This window comes from Phytohabitans sp. LJ34 (genome assembly GCF_052068095.1).
Lineage (GTDB): Bacteria > Actinomycetota > Actinomycetes > Mycobacteriales > Micromonosporaceae > Phytohabitans.
This window is the reverse complement of the sequence record NZ_JBQHDG010000020.1, coordinates 13881-31176: the sequence shown is the minus strand read 5'-3', so window position 1 is coordinate 31176 and position 17296 is coordinate 13881. Positions and strand designations below refer to the sequence as shown.

The window sequence follows — 17296 nt, the reverse complement described above, 5'->3', positions numbered from 1 at the left end:
CCAAGGATAGGCCGTCAGGCTCCCGGTGCCGTCTTCAGCCACGACAGGGCGGCCCGGTGGTACGCCACCGCGAACTCGAGCGCCGCCGAACCGTAGTTGTCGCCGTCCTTTTTGACCTCCTTGGCCTGCTCCCGCGCGGAGGCGAGGGCGTCCGTGTGGTACTTGGTGGCGCCGGCGTAGAGGTCCTTGAGCTGAGCGGCGGAGTGCTGCTCGCCGAACGCCACGCGGAGGGCGATCGGGTTACGCACGGCGTCGCGGCCGGGCTCCTCGGCCAGCCACCGCGTGAAGGCTCGCTTGCCGGAGGCGGTGATCGCGTACGGCTGGCTCGACCGCGGGCCGGGCTTGCCGAGGCGGACGTAGCCGGCGTCGGCCAGGGCGGGCAACTCGCGGTAGACCTGGCTGCGCGTCATCGACCAGAACGGACCGAGCCGTCGCTCAGCCGAGGCCATCAGCTGGCCGCCGGTCATCGGTCCTTCGTGGAGCAGCCCGAGGAGGGCTGCGGCGGTGGGGTTGATTGCAGTTTCTGCCATGCCCTCCACGCTGCCACTTTGTCGCCGCCGCGTCCAGGATTTCGCGTGATCCGCGGGGCGATATCCTCCACTGTGCACTGTCCGTGCCCGACAGTCCGGTGAGGACGCGTAGCTAGTTGATCACAAGAAGTGATCATCCTGCCCGGCGCGGGGTCGGCAGCACATCACCGATGTCTGGCCAGTCTTCCATCCCGGGCGGTAGGTCCATCGTGGATGGGACCACTGTGGAAGGAGTCGTCTCCGGTGCCGGTGTGACGGCAGCGACTGGCGGTGTGGCCGTAGCGGCGGGGCCGGCGGGCGCGGGTCCACGCGAGGATCCGCCGCCGGCGACGAGAAGCGCGCCCATTACGGCGATCGCGGCGATGGCGGCCGCGCCGGCGCCGGCCAGCACGACAGGTCCGCGCCGGCGGCGCTTGGGCGGTGGCGGGACTGTTGGCACGGCAGCGGCCATCGCGGGCACCGGCGCCGGCACCGGCTCGGTGTTGGCGCCCGGCCAAGGGCTCTCGGTGCCGTACGCCGCGCCGAGCTCGATGGCGGAACCCATTCCGGCCACGGGGATCGACACCATCCGCCCCACGTACGCCGAAGCGGGCGAGACCGGGGCGGCGCGGAGCGGCACCCAGGTCACCCTCGCCACCGCGGCGGCGGCTCCGGCGGGACGGGGCCACCACGTGATCTGGTCGGCCGCGAGCGCCGGCAGCGGGGGCGCGCCGTCGAGCGCCGGCTCCACGCCCCGCAGCCGCGCGGCGACGAGCCGGGCGTCCGGACGCTGCGCGGGATCCGGCGCCAGGCACTCCTCGATGACCGGCCACACGACCGGTGGCAGGCCTGGCGGCGGTACGGCGGCGCACATCCCGTGCCGGCGCAACACTTGGAGCGGACCGCCGCCCCGGAACGGACTCCGGCCGCACAGGAGTTCAAAAAGGACGATGCCGAGCGCGTAGATGTCGGCGGTCGGCGAAGGAGTGGCCCCACCGACCACCTCCGGCGCGGCGTACTCCGGGGTGGCGTGGATGGAGGCCGGCGGCGAGTCGTCCACGCGGCGCGCGACGCCGAAGTCGACGACCCGCACGGGCCCGCCGTCCGCCGGCACGACGAGGTTGCCCGGCTTGACGTCGGCGTGGACGATGCCGTGCTCGTGCAGGTACGCGAGCGCGTCGGCCACCTGCGCCACGATGTTCGCCGCGATCGCCGGCGGCACCGGCCCGTCCCGGCGTACCCGCCGGCGCAGGTCCTCCCCCTCCACGAGGTCCATGACGATCGCGAGCGGGCCACCCGTGTCGACGAGCCGGTGCGGGCGCACCACGGACGGGTGGTTGACGGCGGCGAGCAACCCGAACTCGGCCCGGAAACCCCGGACCAGCTCGGGCTGCTCGGCCGCTTCGGGACGCAGCATCTTCACTGCCACCGACCCCCCGGTGACCGTGTCGACAGCCCGCCACACGGAGCCGATCGCGCCCTGAGCGATCTCCCCCTCCAGCCGGTAGCGGCCGTCCAGAACCCCGTCCATGCCTACCCCGCTCCGCCGCTCGGCGCTCGTTCGCCGTCGTAGCCAAGGCCCGTAGCCTCGCGGCTCCCGCTCATGGATGGAACGCTATGGCTGCTGGCGGCACCCGCGGGGCGGCGCGACACGGGTTTGGCACGAACCGGGGACTGGCGACCCGCCGCTCACTGCGAGAGGGTGGACCTCCGTGACGTCACCTCTGGTGCGATGGCTCGCCAGCCTCCCCGCCGACGACCTCGCCGCCGTCCTGGCCCGCCGGCCGGAAGTGCTGGCCGGCCCGCCAGTGTCCAGTTTGACCGGTCTCGCCGGGCGCCTACAGGAGAGCGAGACGGTGATCGCCGCCGCGGGCGCGCTGCCCCTGCCGGCGCTGCAAGTGATCGAGGTGCTCCAGGCCCTCGGCGGCCCGCTGGTCGGGCTCGACCGGGTCGCGGCCGCCATCGGCTGCAAGCCGGACGACGCCGAGCTCGTCGCCACGCTCACCGTGCTCGCCCAGCGGGCCCTCGTCTGGCCCGACGGTGACGAGCTGCGCATGGCCGGCCCGCTGTGGCACGCGTTCGAGCACCCGCTCCAGCTCGGCCTGCCGGCGCGCCACCTCCTGGAGGGCGCATCGGTGACCGAGCTGCACGAGATCGCTTCGGCGCTGGGGCTCCCTCGCGGGCGTACCCGCGCGACGGCTCTCGCCGACGTGTGCGCCGCGCTCGCCGACGGTGAGCGCGTGCGCGCGGTGGTGGCGTCCGCCCCGGTCGCGGCCCGCGATCTGCTCGCCAAGGTCGCCTGGGACGGTCCGCTGGTGGTCATGGGCATCTACGACCGTCCAGGCAACGGACCGCTCGCCTGGGCACTGCGCCACGGCCTGCTGGTGTCGGACGGCTGGCAGCACGCGCAGATGCCCGGCGAGGTCGGGATGGCGTTGCGCGGTCCGGACTGGCGGGCGCCGTTCGACCCGCTGCCGCCGGCGCCCGACCTTGTCGCCGTGTCGCCGGAGGCGGTCGCCCGGGAAGCCGCCGCCGCGGCCACCACCGCGGTCGAGCAGGCCTCCGCGCTGCTCGGCGCCGTCGCCGCGGCGCCCGTCGCGCTGCTCAGGGCCGGCGGTGTCGGCTCCCGCGAGCTGCGCCGGCTGGCCAAGTCGGTCGGCTGCGGCGAGCCCGAGGTTCGGCTGTGGTTGGAGCTGGCGTACGCGGCCGGCCTCGTCGGCGTCTCCGAGATGCGGGTGCTGCCCACCGAGGCGTACGACGGGTGGTGCGCCGCCGAGCCGGCCGGCCGCCTCGTGCCGCTGCTGCGGGCCTGGCCGCACCTGCCTGCCGCCCCGCTCGCCGCCGACGGCGCGGCGCTGACCCGGGACGCGATCGGGGTGGCGGCGTACGACCTGCGCCCCGCCCTGCTCCAAGCCGCCGCCGAGCTGCCCGACGGTAAAGGCGCGGCGGCCGGGCTCGTCGACGTGCTCGGCTGGCGGCTGCCGATGCTCGCCGACGAGCCGGCCCTGCTCGACGGGCTGTGGCGGGAGGCGCATCTGGTCGGCGCGCTGGCGCACGGCGCGCTGACGCCGCTCGGCCGGGCGCTGGTCGCCGGAGCTTCCTTGGACGCCGCGGCCGCGTCACTGCTGCCTTCCGCGGTCGCCGAAGCCGTCTTCCAGAACGACCTCACCGCCGTCGTGCCGGGCACCCCCGCGGCGGCGCTGGCCGGCCTGCTCGACGCGGCGGCCGTGCGCGAGTCCGGTGGCGGCGCGGTCACCTGGCGGTTCTCGGCCGGGTCGGTGCGGGCGGCTCTCGACGCCGGCCACACGCCCGACGGCCTGATCGCCGACCTCCGCGCCGTGGCGGTCGGCGGTGCCGTCCCACAGGTGCTGGAGTACCTCGTCGGCGACGTCGGCCGGCAACACGGGCGGGTGCGCGTGCGGGCGGTCGGGTGCGTGGTGCGCGCCGACGATCCCGCGCTGCTCGCCGAGATCGCCGGCGCGCGGTCGCTGCGCCCGCTCGGGCTGAGCGTGCTGGCGCCGACCGTGCTCGCCAGCGCACGGCCGCTGGCCGAGACACTCACCGCGCTGCGTGCCGCCGGATACGCGCCGTCGGGCGAAGACGCCGACGGGATCACCGCGGTCGAACGCGCGCCCCGCCACCGCGTGCCGACACCGCGCCGGCCGGAGCGCACCCGCCCGCCACGCACCCCCACCGACGCCAAGGCACTCGCGCAGCGGCTACTTTCGTCCTATGTGGACAGCGCCGCCGAGCCCGCCGCTCTCCGCCCTACCCCGATGAGCGTCGCGCGCGACGTACGCGACCACGCGCCGCACCTCTCCACGGCGCAGCGGCTCCTGCTCATCGGCGCGGTCAGCCAGGGCACGCCGGTCGAGATCTCCTACACCGACGGCGAAGGCGAATCCACCCGCCGCGTCATCGAGCCCGCGGAGCTGGACGGACCAAAGCTCTCGGCCTGGTGCCAACTCCGCGACGACGAACGCGTCTTCCTCCTACCCAGGATCGAGTCGGTCTCCGCGATCTAGAGACCTTTCGGCGTCGGGGTGGACTGGCTTTGAATTCCTGTTAGGACGGAGATTGGGCTACCGCGATGTCCGTCGTGGTCCGGGCCGTTGCTCCCGCGGCCTCGCCCCTTCACGGTTGGTCGCGGTCACCCCTCCGGGAGGGGATTTGCCGGCAATGCCTGTTGATGGCAAGGCTTCGTCGCTGACAGTAACGGCCGCAGGGTATGTGAGCAGCCTCCGATGCCAGATCTTGGAGAGTTAGCGCGCCATATCAGCCCTAAGTCTCCTAGATCTCGAAGTCCCGGCCCCTGGGCTGATAGCGCCGTGTCATAACCGGTGCGACCCGCGGGCACCCCCGTCCGACAAGGGTCCGGCCCGGTGGGCTTGCGGCGCGGACCTGGCAGCGCGGGTCGGGGGTTTCGGCGAGCGCCAGCTCGCCGCCGACCCGCGCGGTCTCCGGCGGGAGCAGCGATCCGCAGCTGACGCGGACCCGGGAAATCTCTCGTAGCTATCGCATGTGTGGATACGCGTGGTCGGTTGGGGGGACGAACGTTTCTTTGATGGTTCGCGGTGAGGTCCAGCGGATCAGGTTGTGCCAGGAGCCGGCCTTGTCGTTGGTGCCGCTGGCCCGCGCGCCGCCGAAAGGCTGCTGCCCGACGACGGCGCCGGTGGGCTTGTCGTTGATGTAGAAGTTGCCGGCCGCGTACCGCAACGCCTTCGAGGCCCAGTCGATCGCCCGCCGGTCGGTGGCGAAGACCGCGCCGGTCAACGCGTACGGCGCGACTCCTTCGGCCTGCTTGACCACGTCTTCGAAGCGGGCGTCGTCGTAGACGTGCACGCCGAGGATCGGTCCGAAGTACTCGGTCGTGAAGACCTCGTGCTCGGGATCGGAGCACTCGACCACCGTCGGCCGGACGAACCAGCCCTCGCTGTCGTCGGCCGTGCCGCCGGCGACAACCGTGCACGCGGCGGAGTTTTTCACCAGGTCGAGCGCGGCGGCGTGCTTGGCGAACGCCCGCGCGTCGATGACCGCGCCGCCGAAGTTGGCGAAGTCGGTGACGTCGCCGTACGACAGGGAGTCGGCGGTGGCGGCGAGCTTGTCGCGGACGCCGCCCTCCCACAGCGACCGGGGCACGTACGCCCGCGAGGCCGCCGAACACTTCTGGCCCTGGTACTCGAACGCGCCACGCACCAGCGCGGTTACGAGCGCGTCCGGCTCGGCGCTGGAGTGCGCGATCACGAAGTCTTTGCCGCCGGTCTCGCCGACGAGCCGCGGGTACGTCCGGTAGCCGGCGAGGTTTTGCCCCACGGTCTGCCACAGCGTCTGGAAGGTCTTGGTGGAGCCCGTGAAGTGGATGCCGGCCAGGTCTGGGTCGGTGAGCGCCACTTCGGACACGGCGATGCCGTCGCCGGTCACCATGTTGATGACACCGGGCGGCAGGCCGGCCGCCTCGAAGAGCCGCATCGTGAAGTGCGCGGCGAACTGCTGGGTCGGCGAGGGCTTCCACACCACGGTGTTGCCCATCAGCGCGGGCGCGGCGGGCAGGTTGCCGGCGATCGCGGTGAAGTTGAACGGGGTGACCGCGTACACGAAGCCTTCGAGCGGCCGGTGGTCGAACCTGTTCCACATGCCCGGCGCGGAGAGCGGCTGCTCACCGAGGAGCTTTTGTCCGAAGTGGACGTTGAAGCGGAGGAAGTCGACGAGCTCGCACGCGGCGTCGATCTCCGCCTGCTGCACGGACTTCGACTGGCCGAGGATGGTAGCGCCGTTGAGCGTGTCGCGCCACGGACCGGCGAGAAGGTCAGCCGCGCGCAGGAAGATGGCGGCCCGATCGGCGTAGGACAGGGCGCGCCACATCGGCGCCGCTTTCTTCGCGGCCGTCACCGCCGCCGCGGCATCCGCGTTGGTTGCGTTGTGGGTGACTCCCAGCACATGCCGGTGCCGGTGCGGCTGCACCACGTCGATCGCCGCCCCGCCAGCCATGCGCTGCTCACCGTCGATGGTCATCGTCAGCTCCGCCCGTTCGCCGGAGAGCTCGGCGATGCGGCGCTGGAGGCTCTCGCGCTCCGGGGTGCCGGAGGCGTAGCCACGTACCGGTTCGTTGTGCGGTTCGGGTACGTCGAAGGCGGCGTCCATGATGGGCTCCTGTCAGGATCTCTGCGTTGTTCCATCCTTACATGTCGCGCCGCTCGCGGGGGTCGTCAACGGCCGCCGCGAGCGGTCCTGGCGTGCCGCGTACGCTGATAAGCTGCCTGGCTGCCCGGGTGAAGGGGAGACGATGAGCGACAAGTCCAGCGTCACCGAGGCCGCGCCGCCCGCGCGGGCCGAAGCTCCCGCGCCGGAAGGTCCACCGGCGTTCGGGTCGAGTGTCCTCGCGGTCATCGCGTTGGCCTGGCTCGCCGCGATGATGTGGTCGTCGCACGCCGAGATCACCTCTGGGGAGGGCACGCTCGCGATCACGTCGGCGGCGATGTCGCTGCCCACCGTGATCTCCGCCGGCCTCGTCGCCGGCGCGGCCGCCAGCCTCGCCGTGGGTCACCTGCTCCGCCGTCTGCGCGCGCCGCTGCGCTTCGCCGCGTCGGTCGGCGCCGGCCTGCTCGTGGGTGTCGTCGCGGCCATGGTGGTGGTCGTCAGCTACGGCGGCGGCGAGGCCAGCACGGTGCTCGCCGGCACGGTCGCCGCCGCGGTCACGGCCGGCGGGGCGCTCGCCGCGGTCCGGGCCCGTGCGGTCGTCGGCGCGATCGTCGCCGCCGGGCTGGTGGTCTTCGCGGTCGAGCAGGTGCTCGACAACTTCCAGCCCAACCTCATGTCGCTTTACGGCAGCAAAGACGACCCCTCCTCCCGGCTCAGCGCGTCCGGCTGGTCCGCGCTCACGATCGCGGTCTGCACCGGCCTGGCGGCGGGGCTGGTGGCCTTCTTCTACCTGCGCCGGGCGGCGAGGCGGGCCGGCGACGACGCGGTGCCGCCGAAGTGGCCGGCCTACGCGATCGCCGGCGCGGGTCCGGGCCTGCTGCTGGTGGCCGCCGAGTTCATCATCCGCACGCTCGGCGCGGACGTGCTGGCCCTCGCCGGTTCGGTGAGCGAGGCCGACGCCACGGCACAGCAGATGATGGACAGCTCGCGGGTCAACAACGCGCTGGTGGTGCTCTTCGTGGGCGCGATCGTGGCGATCATCGCCTTCGGTCGCACACTGCCTCGGTCACGCTAGGGTTTCGAGCTCGCTCACGTCGTACCACTCCAGCTGGTGGTCTTCGGCGCTATCCACCGTGAACTGGGCGTCGGGGTCGCCGGCCAGCGCCTCTTCGACCACGCCGGCCGCCGCGGCGATGTCGTCGACCGCGCCTTCGCCGTCGATGTGGATGGCGGCGACCGAGGCGAGCGGCACGGGGCCGGCCAGCCGCACCTCGCTGGAGCCAAGCTCGCGATCTTCCCGGGTGACCGCGCCGGACGGCAGGTCGGCCGAGACCACCACGCGCCGGCGGGGCGCCGCGGGGTCGTGGCGGAGCAGGCGGAGCGCACCCTGGGCGGCTCGGGTGAAGGCGACGTACTCGAGCTCTTCCTCGTCACCTTCCGCGTACCACTCGCGGAGCGCGGGCGTCACGGCGTGCGCCTCCGACCCGAGGATCTCACCCCGCTCCCGCAGCGCGGAGAGCATGGAAAGCGTCGCCGGGAGGTACACCCGGATGAGCTGATCTGGCACGCGCGGACTCCCCCGGGCTCGACCCCCCTGTCGTTTGATGTCCTACACCCTCCGGTTGATCAACGATGAACCGGGGCGGTCAACGGGTCGGCCGGCCGCGTTACCAGGCCCTCGGCGGTCTCCACCGGGAAGCCCTCGCGGATCCAGTACTCGATGCCGCCGATCATCTCCTTGACCGCGTAGCCGCGGCGGGCGAGCTCCAGCGCCGCCTTGGTGGCACCGTCGCAGCCCGGCCCCCAGCAGTACGTCACGACGGGACGCGCGCGGTCGAGGAGGCGGTCACCGCGCACCGGGATCATGGCGCGGGGCAGGTGGACGGCGCCGGGGATGTGCCCCTGCCGCCACGCGGCGAGGTCACGCGTGTCGACGAGCGTGAAGCCGGGGTCGCCGCCGGCCAGGGCCGCCTGTACGTCGGAGACGTCGGTCTGGAAGGCCAGCCGGGCTTCGAACCAGGCGACGGCTTGCTGGGTGTCCATGCCTGTTGACGGTACGGCCTTGATCTTGATCCCTACACCCCCGTCGCACGGCAGCGGGCTTCTCACGCCGTTGCCTCGCCGGTAGTCTCGTCGAATGGCCGTGGAATCACCGGTGCTCGACGCTACCGACTGGCGGATCATCGACGCGCTACAAGACGACGGGCGGATGAGCTTCGCCGACCTCGCCCGCGCGGTCGCGATGTCGCCGAGCGCGGTGGCCGAGCGGGTGCGGCGCCTGGAGGAGTCCGGCGTGATCACGGGCTACCGCGCCACCGTCTCGCCGGAGCGGGTCGGCCTTTCGATCATGGCGTTCGTGCGGCTCCGCTATCCGAACGGCAACTACCGGCCGTTTCACGCCCTGCTCGACTCCACGCCCGAGATCATCGAGGCGCACCACGTCACCGGCGAAGACTGCTTCGTGCTCAAGGTCGTGGCCCGCTCGATGCGCCACCTGGAGGAGGTCGCCGGCCGGATCAGCGGGCTGGGCGCGGTCACGACCAGCGTGGTGTACTCCAGCCCACTCGCGAGCCGCACGGTCGATTCGCAAGCCGTCGATGGCAAACTAAAGCAGTGACCCCCCGTTTCCTGCTGCTCTCCGAGGTGGCGGCCGAGCTCAACGTCTCGGATTCGCAGGTCTACCACATGGTGCGCAGTGGCGAGCTCCCCGCGATCAAGATTGGCGGGCGGGGCCAGTGGCGGGTGGAGAGGGCCAAGCTGGAGGAGTACATCCAGCGCAAGTACACCGAGACCGCCGAGTGGGTGCAGAGCAACCCGCTGGTGGAGTGAGCCCCAATCCGGGTTATCCACAGGTCGTTGACGGGTGGCTGGTTGTTGCCGGAAACTGATGGTATCGGAGGCAAACGAAGGCAAACGCAAGATCGCTGACCCTGATCGGGGTGTTGCATGATCACTAAGGTTCGCCCTGCCATCCGGCTCCGGCCCGCGCCCGCCCTCGACCCGCCCTTCGACGACGAGGCCACCCCTCAGCTCTGGGACCAGCTCCCCCTCCAGCTCGACGGCGCCACCCGCCACCGCCGGCACGCGCCGATCCCGGTGCCGCGGGTCCGCTCCGGCGTCCCCTCGCTCCCCGCCGCCGAGGCCAGCGCCGGCGACACGACGCCCCCACCCGCCTCCGCCCTGGCCGACGCCTCGCCGGAGACCAAGCGCGCCGCCCGCCGCTTCCTCGACGTCTGCCTCGAAATCCTCAACGGCTACCGCCCGGTCGGCCACATCCGCGGGCTCACCGGCTACAACGCGGCGGCCATCATCGAGCAGCTGGCCGCCTGCATAGAGCGCGCCGACGGCCTCCGCCGCCTCCAGGACCCGGCCCGCCTCCTCCCGCGCGAGGCCAAGTTCGTGGTGCTGCGCCACCTCCGTGTCTGCGAGCCCAGAGCCGGCGTCGCGGAGGGCGCCGCCGCGCTCGGGCTGCTCGACCGCACCTGGGCGGTGGCCTTCCGCCTGGAGCGCAAGCGCGGCCGTTGGCAGTGCGCCGCCGTCCGCCTTGTCTGACAAGCCCCGAGCCCTACTCAGTCCCGGCGTGCCGACCCCCAGGGCGCTCATCTGCGAACGTAGGCGGTGGGCGCCCCGGGGCTCCAGCTACCGCGACGCCCGTCGTGTCGCGCGGACCTGGCAGCGGAGCGTCGAGGTTTCGGCGAGCGCCAGCGACGCCGAAGCCGCGACCGGAGCGGTGCCCGCGGGAGCATACGGTCCGCAGCTGGCGCGGACCGGGGCAAATGTGCCTAAAACGAGGGCCCCCACGACGGGGGCCCTCGATCGTTGCCTAGCTGTCAGGCGCCGGCGGTGGGTGCGCCGTGGCAGCGCTTGTACTTCTTGCCGGAGCCACACGGGCAGGGCGCGTTGCGGGATGGGCCGGTGCCGCTCGAGGCCTGGCTCGGCGACGGCGACGGGCGGCGGCCGCTGGCGCGGGGAGGCGTCGGGCCGCCCAGGCCGAGTGCGGGCGCGGAGTCCTGCTCCTGCTCGACGAAGACGGCGCCGTCACCGGCCGCGCCGTCGATGGTCGGGGCGGAGTACTGGAGTGGCTGCTGCGGGCGCTGGCGGCCCAGGCCCTTGGCGCGGATCTCGACCGTGGCGTCGTCGGGCATCGGCAGCGGGGCCGGGCCGGTCGGGGCGGCCGGTGCGGCGGGCGCCGCCTCCTCGACCTGGACCTCCAGGTTGTAGAGGAAGCCGACCGTCTCCTCCTTGATGCCGTCCATCATCGTGGCGAACATCGCGTAACCCTCGCGCTGGTACTCGACCAGCGGGTCGCGCTGCGCGTACGCCCGCAGGCCCACGCCCTCCTGGAGGTAGTCCATCTCGTAGAGGTGCTCGCGCCACTTGCGGTCGATCACCTGGAGCAGCACCATGCGCTCCAGCTGGCGGACCGCCTCGGAGCCCAGCTCTTCCTCGCGCCGCTCGTACGCGGCGTGCGCGTCCTCCTTGAGGCGGGCCGTCAGGAAGTCGGCGTCGAGGTTGTTGCGCTCGCCGCCGGCCTCCTCTTCGAGGTCTTCGATGGTGACGCCGACCGGGTAGAGCTGCTTGAGGCTGGTCCAGAGCTGCTCGAGATCCCAGTCTTCGGCGTAGCCCTCGGAGGTGGCGCCCATGACGTACGCCTCGATGACGTCGTCGATCATGTGGTTGACCTGCTCGCTCAGGTCTTCGCCGTCGAGCACCCGCTTGCGCTCGGCGTAGACCACCTGGCGCTGCTTGTTGAGCACCTCGTCGTACTTGAGGACGTTTTTGCGGATCTCGGCGTTTTGGCCCTCGATCTGGCCCTGCGCGCTCTTGATCTGCCGAGTGACCATCTTGGACTCGATCGGCACGTCTTCGGGGATGTTGAAGCGCTCCATGACGGCCTCGACCGCGCCGGCCCGGAAGCGGCGCATCAGCTCGTCCTGAAGTGAGAGGTAGAAGCGGGACTCGCCGGGGTCGCCCTGCCGGCCGGAGCGGCCGCGCAGCTGGTTGTCGATGCGGCGGGAGTCGTGGCGCTCGGTGCCCAGCACGTACAGCCCACCGGCGGCGGCGACCTCCTCGGCCTCCTCCTCACACGCCTGCTTCCAGCGCGGGAGGATCTCCTCCAGTGCCTTCTGGTAGTCGTCTTCGTGCTCGACCGGGTCGAGGCCGCGCTGGTGCAGCTCGTTTGCCGCCAAGTGCTCAGGGTTGCCGCCGAGCAGGATGTCGGTGCCGCGGCCGGCCATGTTGGTGGCCACGGTCACGCCGCCCTTACGCCCTGCCTGCGCGATGATCTCGGCTTCCTTGGCGTGGAACTTCGCGTTGAGCACCGCGTGCGGGATGCCCCTGCGGCGCAGGAGCTGGGAGAGGATCTCGGAGTTTTCCACCGACACCGTGCCGACCAGGACCGGCTGGCCGATCGCGTGCCGCTCGGCGATGTCTTCGATGACCGCGTTGAACTTGGCCTTCTCGGTCTTGTAGATGACGTCGGGCTTGTCCATGCGGATCATCGGACGGTGGGTCGGGATGGACACCACGCCGACGTTGTAGACCTTGTTGAACTCGCCGGCCTCGGTCTGGGCGGTGCCCGTCATGCCGGAAAGCTTGTCGTACAGCCGGAAGTAGTTTTGCAGCGTCACCGTCGCGAGCGTCTGGTTTTCCTGCTTGATCTCGACGTGCTCCTTGGCCTCGATGGCCTGGTGCATGCCCTCGTTGTAACGGCGACCGTGCAGGATGCGGCCGGTGAACTCGTCGACGATCAGCACCTCGCCGTCGTTGACGATGTAGTCCTTGTCGCGCTTGTACAGCTCCTTCGCCTTGATGGCGTTGTTGAGGTAGCCGACGAGCGGGGTGTTGACCGACTCGTAGAGGTTGTCGATGCCCAGCCGGTCTTCGACCTTGGCGACGCCCCGCTCGGTGATCGCGACCGTGCGCTTGGCGTAGTCGACCTCGTAGTCGCCCTCCCCGTCCTTGCCGGGCTGGAGCCGGGCCACGACGGACGAGAACTCCGTGTACCACCGGGCGGACTGCTCGGCCGGGCCGGAGATGATCAGCGGGGTGCGCGCCTCGTCGATCAGGATCGAGTCGACCTCGTCGACGATCGCGAAGTTGTGCCCGCGCTGCACGAGCTCTTCCTTCGACCAGGCCATGTTGTCGCGCAGGTAGTCGAAGCCGAACTCGTTGTTGGTGCCGTACGTGATGTCGCACTCGTACGCCGCGCGGTGCTCGGCCGAGGGGCGGTTGGGCAGGATCACGCCGACGCTCAGGCCGAGGAACCGGTGCACCCGGCCCATCCACTCGGCATCGCGCTGCGCCAGGTAGTCGTTGACCGTGACCACGTGCACGCCCTTACCGGAGAGCGCGTTGAGGTACGCGGGCAGGACGCAGGTCAGCGTCTTGCCCTCCCCGGTCTTCATCTCGGCGATGTTGCCGAAGTGCAGCGCGGCACCGCCCATCACCTGGACGTCGTAGTGTCGCTGGCCGAGCACGCGGGACGCCGCCTCGCGAGCGGTAGCGAACGCCTCGGGGAGCAGGTCATCGAGGGTCTCGCCGTCGGCGATCCGCTGGCGGTACTGATCGGTCAGCTCCCGCAGCTCCGCGTCGGTGAGGTCGGTGTACTCGTCCTCGAGTGAATTGACAGCGGTGGCGACTGCCTTGAGCCGCCGTAGCATGCGCCCTTCGCCGGCACGAAGGACCTTTTCCAAAATCGTCACGGGTCAACGCTCCCCTGGGGCAGTCTGCCGAACCATCGTAGGCGCACCTTCGGCGCAACTGTCAGCCACGTCTCCGGCGATAGCGCCAAAGCGGACATTTTGCCTCAGAGACGTGGCCGATACGGTTATGCCCGCCGCGAACAGTACGGCAACATGACCGCGTGGGGGCGCGAGCGAACATCCAACCGGAGATCCACGATCAAGGACTGTTTCTTCGGCCGTGGCGGGCGACGGATGCCGACGCGGTCCACCGGGCCTGCCAGGATCCGGCGATCCAGCGCTGGACCCAGGTGCCGTCGCCCTACCTGCCCGAGCACGCCCGCTACTACGTCACCGAGCTTTCGGCCGCGGCGTGGGAGCGGGGCACCGGCGCGCACTTCGCGGTCGTCGACCCGGACAGCGGCGACCTGCTCGCCTCCTGCGGCCTGGTCACCATCGACCGCGTGCTCTCCTCCGCGGAGGTCGGCTACTGGACCGCGCCCTGGGCCCGGGGCCGGGGTGTGGCCACCCGCGCCACGCGGGCGGTCTCCCGGTGGGCCTTCGACGGTCTCGGCATGCGGCGGGTCGTGTGGCAGGCCGCGGTCGGCAACCACGCCTCCCGGCTCGTCGCGCTCCGCGCCGGGTTCCGGATAGAGGGTTATCTGCGGCTGGCCGACGGCGGCGTGGACGCCTGGGTGGGGTCGCTGCTCCCCGGCGCCCCGATGGATCCGGTGCTCGACGAGCTGGTGGTGCGCCGGGCGCGGCTGTTCGACGGGGAGCAGCCGGTGCTCACCGTGAAGGGCGGCCTGCGGCTGCGCCCGCCCGAGGCGCGCGACTTCGACGCGATGGTCGAGGCCTGCCGCGATCCGGAGAGCGTGCGCTGGACCACCGTGCCCGACCCGTACGACCGCACCCACGCCGAAGACTTCGCGTTGCGCATCACGCCCACCAGGTGGGGGCGCGGCGAGGGCGCGATCTACGCGATCGCCGATCCGGACGGCTCCTGGGTCGGCGCGATCGACCTGATCGTCTCGGCGCACGACCCGCTCGTCGCCGAGATCGGCTTCCTGGCGGCGCCCGGGGTGCGCGGCCGCGGATACACCACGGCGGCCCTGTCCGCGATCTGCGAGTGGGGTTTCCGCTCGCTCGGCCTGGCCCGCATCGTGTGGCGGGCGCACGTCGGCAACGTGGCTTCCCGGCGGGTGGCGGAGAAGGCCGGGTTCACCATCGAGGGCACGCAACGCGCCGGCCTCGCCCACCGCGGCGAGCGCAAGGACGCCTGGGTGGGAGGGCTCGTCCCGTGATGGTCATTCACGCGAATGGGGTACGGCTCCGCCCGTTTCGTGAGGCGGACGTCGATGATCTCGCGGCCGGGTACTCGGAGCCGCACGCCAAGGCCTACACGCGAGAGGACGCGGTGCACTGGATCACGCACAGCGTGCCCTCGGCGTGGGCGGCCGGCGGCGCGGCGTACGCCATCGCCGACCCGGCCACCGACCGGCTGATCGGCGGCGCGGGCATCAACCGGATCGTGCCGGAGCGCGGCCAGGGCGAGATCGGCTACTGGGTGGCGCGGTGGGCCCGCCGCCGGGGCGTGGCCACGGCCGCCGCGCGGGCGCTGTCGGCCTGGGCGTTCGACCGCGGGTTCAGCCGCCTGGAGCTGCTCACCGACCCGGCCAACGCGCCGAGCCAGCGGGTCGCGCTCGCCGTGGGATTCCAGCGCGAGGGAGTGCGCCGCGGCGCCGGGCAGGGCATGCACGGCCGGTACGACCTCGTGGTCTGGGCCCGCCTCGCCGGCGATCCGCCGGGCCCGACCCGGCGCCTGCTGCCCGACCTGCCCGGCGGCGCGCTCAGCGACGGTGTCGTGGCCGTGCGGCCGGTCGGCCCGGGCGACGCCGACTTCCTGCACGCCCTGCTGTCACTGCCGGACGTGGCCGGCACCAGCGTGCCGCCGATCGTGCCCGACCGCGAAGAGGTCGAGCTGCGCTGCGCCCGCGCCGAGGGGTGGTGGCTGGCCGGAGAGCGGGCCGACCTCGTCATCGCCGACGCGGCGACGGGCACGCCCGCCGGCACGATCGGCATCTACTACGAGGACCCGCGTACGGCGACGGCCGGTATCGGATACGCCATGCTGCCGGCGTGGCGGGGTCGCGGCATGCCGACCCGCGCGGTGCGCCTGCTCGCTCGCTGGGCGCTCGGCGAAGCCGGCATCGGGCGCCTCACCGCGGGCACCCTGCCGGGCAACGCCGCGTCTCAGCGGGTGCTGGAGAAAGCCGGATTCCGCCGGGAGGGATACCTCCGCGGACGGCTGCCCGGCATCTCCGGCACCCGCGTCGACGACGTTGTGTACGGCCTACTCGCCGGCGACGTGGAGCGGGCTCAGACTGACAGGGCGATGATCCCGTAGTCGTAGCCCTTGCGCCGGTAGACGACGCTCGGCCGGCCGTTTTCCTTGTCGAGGAAGAGATAGAAGTCGTGCCCGACGAGCTCCATCTGGAAGAGCGCGTCATCGATGGTCATCGGCTCGCCCGGGTGCTCCTTCTCCCGGACGATGTGCCAGGGCTGGTCGTCGTCGTGCTCCTCCACCGGAGCCGCGACGGCCGTGGCGGCCTTTGATCCGCTGGGCGCGGCAGCCGTGGATTCGTTGAGCCACGAGGTGGGCAGGCCCGCCGTCGCCGCGGCGACGGAGACGGGCGTGTGGCGGCCGCGGTGCACCCGCCGCCGGTCGGCGGCACGGCGCAGCCTGGTGTCGAGCTTGGCGATCGCGGAGTCGAGTGCGCCGTAGAAGTCCTTGGCGCACGCCTCAGCCCGGATGACCGGCCCCCGAGAGTAGACGGTGATCTCTACGCGCTGGCAGTAGTCCGACTGTCGCCGGTTTCGCTCGTGGAATAGTTCGACGTCGACACGGATGAGCTTCTGGTCATAGCGCTCGATCTTGGCGAGCTTGTCGCCTACATGTACGCGGTAGTGATCGGGCACTTCGACGTTGCGCCCCTTGACGACGATGTCCACGCGTGACCTCCCCCACGATGGTTCTGTGGTGACGTCACCGGCCGGATGCCGGATGACGGTGAAGGATTTGCGCCTCCTCTCCGGCTGCGAGGGGCAGAACGGTTGCGTCTGCCCTTCCGGTGGTTGAACCGATGGTCCTACCCCGGTGAAGACGACGCTAACTCCTATGCGCTCACTAGTCACCCCTCCGCCCAAGACCGTTTCGGGAAGATTCGCCCACCTAGCACGATGGGGTGAAAAGGGCCCTACTACCCGTAACGCAACTGAGTGGCTGCGAGCACCGAGACCGCGTCGACATGCACATCGACGGATTGCAATTCCCGGCTGACCGCGGCCAGGGTGACGCCCGTGGTGACGATGTCGTCGACCACCACGACCGCCCGCCGGGCGGCCGCCCGGCGCAGCGCGGGCACCCGTCCGGCCCGGATCCGGAAGGCCGACTCCGCCGCCGCGGCCCGCTCCGCCGCACCGAGCTCCACCGAGTCGGGCCGAGGCAGCGCACGCAGTGGCCGGGCCACCGCCGCCGGCCAGCCCGCCCGCCGCAGCCGCGCCGCGGCCCGCCGGGCAAGTCGCACCATGTGGTCACCGTGCCGGTCCCGCGCGGCCTTCGCGGTGTCCGGCACCGGCACGAGGAGTACACCTTCGCCGGTGCCGCCGACCGCGGCGGCCACGACGTCCGCGAGCAGCGCGCCCAACGGCACCGCCAAGCCGTGCCGGCCGCGCTCCTTGTACTCGAGCAGCACGTCCCGCAGCACCCCGTCGTAGACGCCGAGCGCGGTGCACGGCGGCAGCCCCGGCGGCACGGGCGTCGGTGCGGTCCGAGCGGGCGGAAGGCTTTCCAGCGCCTCGGCGCACGGTGCGCAGACGCCGTACCGCAGCGGGATCCGCTCCGCGCCACAGCCCGCACAGCCAGCCGGCAGTACGAGGTCGACGAGACCCGCCCAGCCGCCCATC

15 protein-coding genes are annotated in these 17296 nt (G+C 72.0%); 7 read left to right on the top strand and 8 right to left on the bottom strand.

The window, feature by feature from the left end; translation table 11 throughout:
- Positions 1–14 precede the first annotated feature (14 nt).
- Entirely contained in the window at positions 15–530 is a 516-nt protein-coding gene (locus ACTMTJ_RS31555) for a PadR family transcriptional regulator (protein WP_441222292.1), read from the bottom strand.
- A gap of 133 nt (positions 531–663) precedes the next feature.
- The gene (locus tag ACTMTJ_RS31550) at positions 664–2040 is read right to left on the bottom strand and encodes a serine/threonine-protein kinase (RefSeq protein ID WP_441222291.1); all 1377 of its coding nucleotides are present in this window, start codon (positions 2038–2040) and stop codon (positions 664–666) included.
- A gap of 181 nt (positions 2041–2221) precedes the next feature.
- Between ACTMTJ_RS31550 and ACTMTJ_RS31545 the strand changes: the two genes are divergently transcribed.
- A complete protein-coding gene (locus tag ACTMTJ_RS31545) occupies positions 2222–4534 on the top strand; it encodes a helicase-associated domain-containing protein (protein WP_441222290.1) in 2313 nt (770 codons plus the stop codon).
- Between the two features lie 487 nt (positions 4535–5021).
- On the opposite strand, the gene pruA is transcribed toward ACTMTJ_RS31545, so the two are convergent.
- Complete coding sequence (pruA, locus tag ACTMTJ_RS31540) at positions 5022–6650, bottom strand: L-glutamate gamma-semialdehyde dehydrogenase (RefSeq protein ID WP_441222289.1); 1629 nt, start codon at positions 6648–6650, stop codon at positions 5022–5024.
- A 142-nt stretch (positions 6651–6792) separates the two neighbouring features.
- On the opposite strand from pruA, the gene ACTMTJ_RS31535 reads away from it, so the two are divergent.
- On the top strand, positions 6793–7722 hold the full coding sequence (locus tag ACTMTJ_RS31535) for a hypothetical protein (RefSeq protein WP_441222288.1): 930 nt from the start codon (positions 6793–6795) through the stop codon (positions 7720–7722).
- On the opposite strand, the gene ACTMTJ_RS31530 is transcribed toward ACTMTJ_RS31535, so the two are convergent.
- Both ACTMTJ_RS31530 and ACTMTJ_RS31525 read right to left on the bottom strand, forming a co-directional pair.
- A complete protein-coding gene (locus ACTMTJ_RS31530) occupies positions 7714–8214 on the bottom strand; it encodes a DUF6912 family protein (protein WP_441222287.1) in 501 nt (166 codons plus the stop codon). The two genes, ACTMTJ_RS31535 and ACTMTJ_RS31530, sit on opposite strands and share 9 nt — an antisense overlap.
- 59 nt (positions 8215–8273) lie before the next feature.
- Positions 8274–8690, bottom strand: coding sequence for a rhodanese-like domain-containing protein (locus tag ACTMTJ_RS31525; RefSeq protein ID WP_441222286.1), 417 nt, complete (start codon positions 8688–8690; stop codon positions 8274–8276).
- 94 nt (positions 8691–8784) lie between these two features.
- On the opposite strand from ACTMTJ_RS31525, the gene ACTMTJ_RS31520 reads away from it, so the two are divergent.
- From ACTMTJ_RS31520 to ACTMTJ_RS31510, 3 genes are all read left to right on the top strand, one after another.
- A complete protein-coding gene (locus ACTMTJ_RS31520; RefSeq protein WP_441222285.1) occupies positions 8785–9264 on the top strand; it encodes an Lrp/AsnC family transcriptional regulator in 480 nt (159 codons plus the stop codon).
- Positions 9261–9476 carry a helix-turn-helix transcriptional regulator gene (locus ACTMTJ_RS31515; protein ID WP_441222284.1) on the top strand — a complete coding sequence of 72 codons (216 nt, stop codon included), beginning with the start codon at positions 9261–9263 and terminating at the stop codon, positions 9474–9476. The genes ACTMTJ_RS31520 and ACTMTJ_RS31515 overlap by 4 nt, the downstream gene beginning before the upstream one ends.
- A 117-nt stretch (positions 9477–9593) precedes the next feature.
- Positions 9594–10199, top strand: coding sequence for an Rv3235 family protein (locus ACTMTJ_RS31510; RefSeq protein ID WP_441222283.1), 606 nt, complete (start codon positions 9594–9596; stop codon positions 10197–10199).
- Positions 10200–10477: 278 nt separating this feature from the next.
- On the opposite strand, the gene secA is transcribed toward ACTMTJ_RS31510, so the two are convergent.
- Positions 10478–13351, bottom strand: a complete 2874-nt coding sequence (gene secA / locus ACTMTJ_RS31505; RefSeq protein ID WP_441222282.1) for a preprotein translocase subunit SecA — start codon at positions 13349–13351, stop codon at positions 10478–10480.
- A 161-nt stretch (positions 13352–13512) separates the two neighbouring features.
- Here secA and ACTMTJ_RS31500 point away from each other — a divergent pair, with 161 nt between their 5' ends.
- Complete coding sequence (locus ACTMTJ_RS31500) at positions 13513–14634, top strand: GNAT family N-acetyltransferase (RefSeq protein WP_441222281.1); 1122 nt, start codon at positions 13513–13515, stop codon at positions 14632–14634.
- Positions 14634–15737 carry a GNAT family N-acetyltransferase gene (locus ACTMTJ_RS31495; RefSeq protein ID WP_441222464.1) on the top strand — a complete coding sequence of 368 codons (1104 nt, stop codon included), beginning with the start codon at positions 14634–14636 and terminating at the stop codon, positions 15735–15737. Before ACTMTJ_RS31500 ends, ACTMTJ_RS31495 begins: the two co-directional genes overlap by 1 nt.
- Here the strand turns inward: ACTMTJ_RS31495 and hpf are convergent.
- Complete coding sequence (hpf, locus tag ACTMTJ_RS31490) at positions 15710–16342, bottom strand: ribosome hibernation-promoting factor, HPF/YfiA family (protein ID WP_441222280.1); 633 nt, start codon at positions 16340–16342, stop codon at positions 15710–15712. The two genes, ACTMTJ_RS31495 and hpf, sit on opposite strands and share 28 nt — an antisense overlap.
- A 248-nt stretch (positions 16343–16590) precedes the next feature.
- A complete protein-coding gene (locus ACTMTJ_RS31485) occupies positions 16591–17295 on the bottom strand; it encodes a ComF family protein (protein WP_441222279.1) in 705 nt (234 codons plus the stop codon).
- Between the last annotated feature and the right edge of the window lies 1 nt (position 17296).